We start from the raw sequence: 6,958 nt of genomic DNA, 5'->3' as shown, positions 1-6,958 counted from the left end.
ATATGGTTAAATACCTGAAAGCGGTCTTAAATAATGAAACGGCAATTGGTAAAGCCGCTATGATGACAGAAGAAATCTTCTATAAAGATGAAAAAAGAGAATTAGGTTTAGGTACAAACATAATGACAGATGAAAAAAACACACTTTATCAAAAATCTGGTGATTTAATGGGGCAATCTTCACTTATATGCTATAATAGAGCCAAAAATTGGGGAATTATTATATTGATAAACCAAAGAAACTCAGAAATCAGAAATAAACTATTGAATGAAATTTATAATACCATTTTGAAATAAATAAAAAGCCAGCAGGTAACAGCGGTTTTGCGAGATTGCGAGATTGCTAAATATCTGGTAAATTCACGTTTATCTATCGCAAGAAATTTTATCTTAGCAGAAAAATCTCGGTTACGAGCTTCGCAACCTCGCAAAGCCGCGAAACGTTGGTGGTCAGGCTATGATGACCAAGAAAACAAACATCAATTGACAGAAAAGAAGTATAATGAAGACAGAATTTCCAATAATAAAAACCGAAAGACTTTTACTTAGACAATTTGTTGACAACGACCTTGAAAATGTTTTCAAAGGACTTTCGCACCCAGACATTATCAAATATTATGGAGTGAGTTTTCAAACATTGGAAGCAACGAAAGAACAAATGACTTTTTTCGCTGACCTTGAAAAAAATGAAACGGGAATTTGGTGGACTGTTTGCTCAGCAGACAACAAGACATTTTACGGAGCAGGCGGACTAAACAGTTTAAATAAAGAACATAAAAAAGCAGAAATAGGATTTTGGTTAATTTCAGACTTTTGGGGTAACGGGATAATGAAAGAAGCGATGCCGTTAATTTGTAATTATGGATTTGACAATTTAGAACTTCATAGAATTGAAGGGTTTGTAGAGTCAGAAAATAAGAATTGTAAAAACGCAATGGCTAAACTGGACTTCCAATACGAAGGAACAATGAAAGAATGTGAAATTAAAAATGGCAAGTTTATAAGTCTTGACATTTATGCAAAAGTGAAGACAACTTAATGGTAAGTAAACTAAAAAAATCAATTGAAAAAAGCCCGAACCGCTAACACTTGCTACAATTGATTTGGGTAATTGGCTTAATTTGAAAATGGTTTTGCATTTGGGATGTTTAGGCAAATCCGAAAATGAGGCTTGATTTAGTCCCAAACCACTTGTAGCGCGAGAACGTTAGCGGTCAGCTAAAAAACATCACGGTAGAAAAATGAAAATAGAAAATTTAAAAGCTTTTGACGGACAACATTGCGAAACGACGGCAACAGGAACTTTGTTACAACAAATCGGAATTGAACTTTCAGAGCCAATGCTTTTTGGTTTAGGCGAAGGACTTGGATTTATTTTTTGGAATATGAAATCAATGACTTTTCCTTTCATTGGAGGACGAGTAAAACCAGACGTATTAACTGAAAATATTGCAAGAAACCTAAACCTTGAATTGACTGTAAAGGAAACAGCATCAACCCAAAAGGCTTGGGAAAACGTAAAAGAACTAATTGACAACGGAAAAGCAGTCGGCTTAAAATTAGACTGTTTTCATTTGCAATATTTTTCGAAACCATTTCATTTTGCAGGTCATTATACAGCACTTTATGGTTATGACAATGAAAACGCATTTTTAGTAGATACAAGGCAACAAGGCGGACAAGTGAAAACAACTTTGAAAAGTTTAGCATTAGCAAGAGCGGAAAAGGGGCCAATGTCATCTAAAAATTTGTATTACACATTATGTAATACAGATAAAAGTTTTGATTTAAAAACTGCAATTACAACAGCAATAAGAAATAACGCAACTGAACATATAAATCCACCAATTACAAATATTGGCTACAAAGGAATCTTTAAAACGAGTACTGAAATAATTAAGTGGTTTAAAGCAAGTAAAGACATAGAAAATGATTTCAAAACAAGTGCAATGCTTATGGAAAAAGCAGGAACAGGCGGAGCATTATTTAGAAATTTGTACCGAGATTTTTTAAAAGAAAGTTACGACTTACTAAAATTTGACAAACTTAAAACGGGACATGAAGCATTTGTAGAAATTGCAGAACTTTGGACTTCGGTTTCTCAACTATTTGAAAAAGTAAGCGAAACAAAAGATTTTAAATATATCCAACAAGCATCAGAAATATTAAAAACAATATCAACAAAAGAAAAAGAAACAATGAAAATATTGGCGACAATATAGCCGAACCGCTAACAGCAGCTACACCCAAACTTAAAACGACACATTACAATGAACAAAATGACAAAACTTTTAATTGGAATTCTATTAGGATTGCAATTTTCTTGTAACAACTCTAACACGAATAATAAAACGACAGTTATGGAAAAAATTAAAATAGAAAATCAAGGTGTTCATATTGAGTATAATGACAGCAAAATTGGGGACACAGTTTTATTATTTATTCACGGCTTTGGTATTGACAAAAACTATTGGACAAACCAAACAGCTTTTTTCTCAAAAAAATATAGAGTAGTAGCTCTTGACTTGCCAGGTTTTGGACAATCAGGAAAAAATAGAATCCATTGGACAGTTGAAAACTTTGGTAAAGACGTTTCTACCGTTCTAACTAAATTAGACTTAAAAAACGTAATTCTTATTGGACATTCTATGAGTGGAGCAATTGCTCTTGAAACTGCATTAAATAATCCAACCAGAATAATCGGAGTGGTTGGCGTTGACAATTTCAAAAATTATGGAATGGTTATGACACCTCAATTAATAGAACAACAAGCTAATATATATAAAGCAGCAAGAACAGACTTTAAAAAAACAATTTCTGAATATGCAAATCAGGCTTTACTTGCACCATCTACTGACGCAATAATTAGGAAAAGAGTTTTGAGTGATATGACCAACATAGATCCCATCATTGGAGTTAACTGTATGGAACAAGGAGACAAATACCCAATTAATGAAAAACTTAAATTGCTTAAAAAAACTCTGTACTTAATTAACAGCGACCTTACACCAACAGACACAGTAGGGTTTAAGAAAGATAATATTGACTATACTTTATTCAATATTGGTTCAACAGGACACTATCCTATGCTTGAAAAACCAAATGACTTTAATTTACTTTTACAACAAATAATTGACAAAATTATAAATAATTAGAACGAAGCCAAGAAAGCCAGCAGGCAACAAGGGCTTTGCAACAGTGGCGGTTTTAGTGAAATTACGGCTTTTCAAGAACCTTTTTGGGAAATAGAAATTTTCGTTTTCATAGTACCAAGCCCCAAATCGTTAAACCACCTAAACGGCAACAACCAAAAATTCCATTCTTACGCTTCCGTCTTCATCAATTTTTGTTAGATTTATTTCGTGTAATGTATTTATTAATTCTGGATTCCAAGGTGTTTTTACTTTTACATAATTTTCTGTAAATCCGTGAATATAACCTTCTTTGTTTTCACTTTCAAAAAGGACTGTTCTGTTGCTTCCTAATTGGTTTTCATAAAAAGCACGACGTTTTTTTACCGAAAGTCCACGTAACATTTTGCTTCTTTTGTTTCTTACATTCATTGGTACAACATCTTCCATAGTCGCAGCTTCGGTATTATCTCTTTCAGAATAAGTGAAAACGTGCAAGTAAGAAATATCCATTTCGTTCAAGAAATTGTACGTTTCTAAGAAATGTTCTTCGGTTTCGCCTGGAAACCCAACAATTACATCGACTCCAATACAAGCATGTGGCATGACTTGTCGAATGTTTTCAACTCTATCAGTATAAATTTCACGTTGGTAACGACGCTTCATTTTACCAAGAATTTCATTACTTCCGCTTTGCAACGGAATATGAAAATGCGGCACAAATGTTCTACTTTTTGAAACAAAATCAATAGTTTCATTTTTTAGAAGATTGGGTTCGATAGAGGATATTCGCAATCTTTCGATTCCTTCCACTTCGTCTAATGCTTTTACTAAATCCAGAAAAGTATGTTCGTGTTTTTTGTTTCCGAATTCTCCTTTTCCGTAATCGCCAATATTTACACCCGTTAACACAATTTCTTTGATTCCTTGTTTAGAAATATCCGAAGCATTTTTCAAGACATTTTCTAAAGCATCACTTCTAGAAATTCCCCGTGCCAATGGAATTGTGCAATAAGTACATTTGTAATCGCAACCGTCTTGCACTTTTAGAAATGCACGAGTTCTGTCGCCAATGGAGTAACTTCCTACGTAGAAATCGGCTTCTTCAATCTCGCAAGAATGAATTTCACCCATATCATTTTTGGACAAATCGGTTATATAATCGGTGATTTTAAATTTTTCGGTAGCGCCAAGAACTAAATCTACACCATCAACAGCGGCTAATTCTTCAGGTTTTAATTGAGCGTAACAACCAACGGCAGCAACAAATGCTTTATCATTAAGTTTCATTGCTTTTTTTACAATTTGCTTGAATTGTTTGTCGGCATTTTCGGTTACCGAACAAGTATTGATGACGTACATATCGGCAACTTCTTCAAAATCGACACGATCGAAACCTTCATCTTGAAAATTTCTTGCAATGGTAGATGTTTCTGAGAAATTTAATTTACAACCTAAAGTGTAGAATGCTACTTTTTTTCTATTTTCCATAAGATAACTCAATTAATGAAATCGTTGTCAAAAAATTGAGGGTGCAAAGTTAGGTAAATTATAAAAAAGATTATCACAAGAAATAACTATTTTATTTAAACCATGTGTAATGAAAAATTCATTTACAAAATTTTATCAAGATGATTAGAAGAATGATGTAAATAATATAGATAATTGTGTAATTTTTTTCTAGTAATAATAGTGAACTTTGACGTTTATAAATAATCTAAAATTAAAATTATGATAGTTGAAATAGCAAACGAAGGAGAAAAATTTGTGGGATTTAAAGCAGTTGGTTCAGTTAATGCAGATGATTTTAAATCTGTTGTAATACCAATAGTTGAAGCTTTTGTAGAAAAGCATAAAACATTAAACTATCTTCTGCAAATTAATACAGAATTATCAAATTTTACTGTTGGTGCTTGGTTACAAGATGCAGTTTTAGGCATAAAAGTGTTTTCAAAATGGAACAGAGCCGCAATTGTAACTGACACGGAAGGTATAAAAACTTTCACTGAACTATTTAGCAAAATTATGATTGGCGAGTTCAAATGTTTTAAACATGATGAAATGGAAGCCGCTGTTACTTGGGTTTCTAGAGAAAATATAACTCCTTAAATTATAAAATATTTAAAAATTTATCAATTATAAAATACTAAAATTGTTTTAGTATATTTTATATTATTCCTTTCTATATTTTTTAGTTTCCTCAAAAACATGCTCTAAAATCTTTGCATCTTCCTCAGTAAATTCTACATGACGACGAGACATAACTACTTTAGCTACTTCGAAAGCTTTTTTAGTAATATAAGTGGTAAATCCGGAAGCTCCACCCCAAGAGAAACTCGGTACAAAATTGCGAGGAAATCCTGAACCAAAAATATTTGTAGAAACACCAACAACAGTTCCAGTATTAAACATGGTATTTATTCCGCATTTGCTGTGATCTCCCATCATCAATCCGCAAAATTGAAGTCCTGTTTTTGCAAAACCTTCGGTTTCATAGCTCCACAATTTTACTTCTTCGTAGTTATTTTTTAGGTTCGAATTATTGCTGTCCGCTCCAATATTACACCATTCTCCCAATACTGAATTTCCTAAAAACCCGTCGTGACCTTTGTTAGAATAACCAAACAAAACAGAGTTGTTAACTTCGCCACCAATACGAGAATGTGGCCCAACTGTTGTTGCTCCGTAAACTTTTGTCGCTAATTTCACTTGTGCTTCTTCGCACAAAGCAAAAGGCCCGCGGATAACTGAACCTTCCATTATTTCGGCATTTTTTCCAATATAAATTGGTCCTGTAGAAGCATTTAATGTCACAAATTCTAATTTTGCTCCTTCCTCGATAAAAATATTTTCGGGAGAAATCACATTGACACTTTTAGGAATTCGTTGCGATGTTCTGCTTTCAGTAATTAATTCAAAGTCTTCACGAATGGCTGTGTCATTTTTTTGAAAAATATCCCACGTATGCTCGATGGTAAGACAATCATCGTTATATTCTATGATTTCGTAAGTATCGAAATCGACTTCTTCTTGACTGTCTTCTGTAAAAAAAGCAATAACTTCTTCTCCTCTAAAAATCGCTTGATTCACTTCTAAATTAGAAACCATTTCTGACAAAATGCTATTTGGCAAAAAAGAAGCATTTATCATTACGTTTTCTTCCAACTCGACCATTGGAAATTTTTCAGAAAGATATTCTTCTGTTAAAGTTGTGGTGGTCGAACCCAAATATTTCTCCCACTTTTCACGAATCGTCAAAATTCCGACACGAATATCGGCAACTGGTCGTGTAAAAGTGAATGGCAATAAAGCGTTGCGAACGGTTCCGTCAAAAAGTATATAGTTCATTTTGTTGTTTATTCGGTTATTTGTTTATTCGGTTATTTGATAAAATATATCGAACAAACTTAGACTCAAAGTTACAAAGTTTTTTGAGAGATAAAAATAAAAAAACCTTCCGAATTGGAAGGTTTTCTTTGTATAATGATAAACAAGTTATTATTTAACGTGTTTAGCGTATTTAGTTTTAAATTTATCGATACGTCCTGCAGTATCAATAAGTTTAGATTTACCTGTGTAAAAAGGGTGAGAAGTTCTAGAAATCTCCATTTTGAATACTGGATATTCAACACCTTCGTGTGTGATTGTTTCTTTAGTTTCTACTGTAGATTTTGAGATAAAAACGTCTTCGTTAGACATGTCTTTAAATGCAACTAATCTGTAATTTTCTGGGTGAATTCCTTTTTTCATGGTAATTTTTTTATTTGTGGTTGTAAATTGTTTTGAGGCTTTTTATTTAAAAGGTATAAACGCTTTACAACTTTTTAT

7 protein-coding genes and 1 pseudogene are annotated in these 6,958 nt (G+C 32.8%); 5 read left to right on the top strand and 3 right to left on the bottom strand.

All coding sequences use genetic code 11. The features are described 5' to 3' along the window. The 4 genes and pseudogenes from ACH2BG_RS08565 to ACH2BG_RS08550 all read left to right on the top strand — a co-directional run. Positions 1-296, top strand: a pseudogene (locus tag ACH2BG_RS08565) (serine hydrolase); the annotation flags it as partial. Between the two features lie 205 nt (positions 297-501). After that, complete coding sequence (locus tag ACH2BG_RS08560; protein ID WP_395047278.1) at positions 502-1,038, top strand: GNAT family N-acetyltransferase; 537 nt, start codon at positions 502-504, stop codon at positions 1,036-1,038. 202 nt (positions 1,039-1,240) lie between these two features. After that, a complete protein-coding gene (locus tag ACH2BG_RS08555) occupies positions 1,241-2,221 on the top strand; it encodes a BtrH N-terminal domain-containing protein (protein WP_395047277.1) in 981 nt (326 codons plus the stop codon). Between the two features lie 138 nt (positions 2,222-2,359). Beyond that, positions 2,360-3,154, top strand: a complete 795-nt coding sequence (locus ACH2BG_RS08550) for an alpha/beta fold hydrolase (RefSeq protein WP_395047276.1) — start codon at positions 2,360-2,362, stop codon at positions 3,152-3,154. Positions 3,155-3,292: 138 nt separating this feature from the next. Here the strand turns inward: ACH2BG_RS08550 and mtaB are convergent, their stop codons facing one another. Further along, positions 3,293-4,621, bottom strand: a complete 1,329-nt coding sequence (mtaB, locus tag ACH2BG_RS08545) for a tRNA (N(6)-L-threonylcarbamoyladenosine(37)-C(2))-methylthiotransferase MtaB (RefSeq protein WP_395047275.1) — start codon at positions 4,619-4,621, stop codon at positions 3,293-3,295. A 240-nt stretch (positions 4,622-4,861) separates the two neighbouring features. Here mtaB and ACH2BG_RS08540 point away from each other — a divergent pair, with 240 nt between their 5' ends. Beyond that, complete coding sequence (locus ACH2BG_RS08540; protein WP_395047274.1) at positions 4,862-5,239, top strand: STAS/SEC14 domain-containing protein; 378 nt, start codon at positions 4,862-4,864, stop codon at positions 5,237-5,239. Positions 5,240-5,302: 63 nt separating this feature from the next. On the opposite strand, the gene ACH2BG_RS08535 is transcribed toward ACH2BG_RS08540, so the two are convergent. Further along, a complete protein-coding gene (locus ACH2BG_RS08535) occupies positions 5,303-6,478 on the bottom strand; it encodes a GlmU family protein (protein ID WP_395047273.1) in 1,176 nt (391 codons plus the stop codon). A gap of 150 nt (positions 6,479-6,628) precedes the next feature. After that, complete coding sequence (locus tag ACH2BG_RS08530) at positions 6,629-6,880, bottom strand: type B 50S ribosomal protein L31 (RefSeq protein WP_395047272.1); 252 nt, start codon at positions 6,878-6,880, stop codon at positions 6,629-6,631. Between the last annotated feature and the right edge of the window lie 78 nt (positions 6,881-6,958).

It is taken from the genome of Flavobacterium sp. (assembly GCF_043779715.1).
Taxonomy (GTDB): Bacteria; Bacteroidota; Bacteroidia; order Flavobacteriales; family Flavobacteriaceae; genus Flavobacterium.
The sequence above is the reverse complement of the archived record's forward strand: the minus strand, read 5'-3'. Positions and strand labels throughout refer to the sequence as shown.

Bases quoted from the DNA above. Each gene is read 5' to 3' on its own strand.
- ACH2BG_RS08555 (WP_395047277.1), top strand. From the start codon at position 1,241: ATGAAAATAGAAAATTTAAAAGCTTTTGACGGACAACATTGCGAAACG.
- ACH2BG_RS08530 (WP_395047272.1), bottom strand. From the start codon at position 6,880: ATGAAAAAAGGAATTCACCCAGAAAATTACAGATTAGTTGCATTTAAA.
- ACH2BG_RS08550 (WP_395047276.1), top strand. From the start codon at position 2,360: ATGGAAAAAATTAAAATAGAAAATCAAGGTGTTCATATTGAGTATAAT.
- ACH2BG_RS08540 (WP_395047274.1), top strand. From the start codon at position 4,862: ATGATAGTTGAAATAGCAAACGAAGGAGAAAAATTTGTGGGATTTAAA.
- mtaB (WP_395047275.1), bottom strand. From the start codon at position 4,621: ATGGAAAATAGAAAAAAAGTAGCATTCTACACTTTAGGTTGTAAATTA.
- ACH2BG_RS08535 (WP_395047273.1), bottom strand. From the start codon at position 6,478: ATGAACTATATACTTTTTGACGGAACCGTTCGCAACGCTTTATTGCCA.
- ACH2BG_RS08560 (WP_395047278.1), top strand. From the start codon at position 502: ATGAAGACAGAATTTCCAATAATAAAAACCGAAAGACTTTTACTTAGA.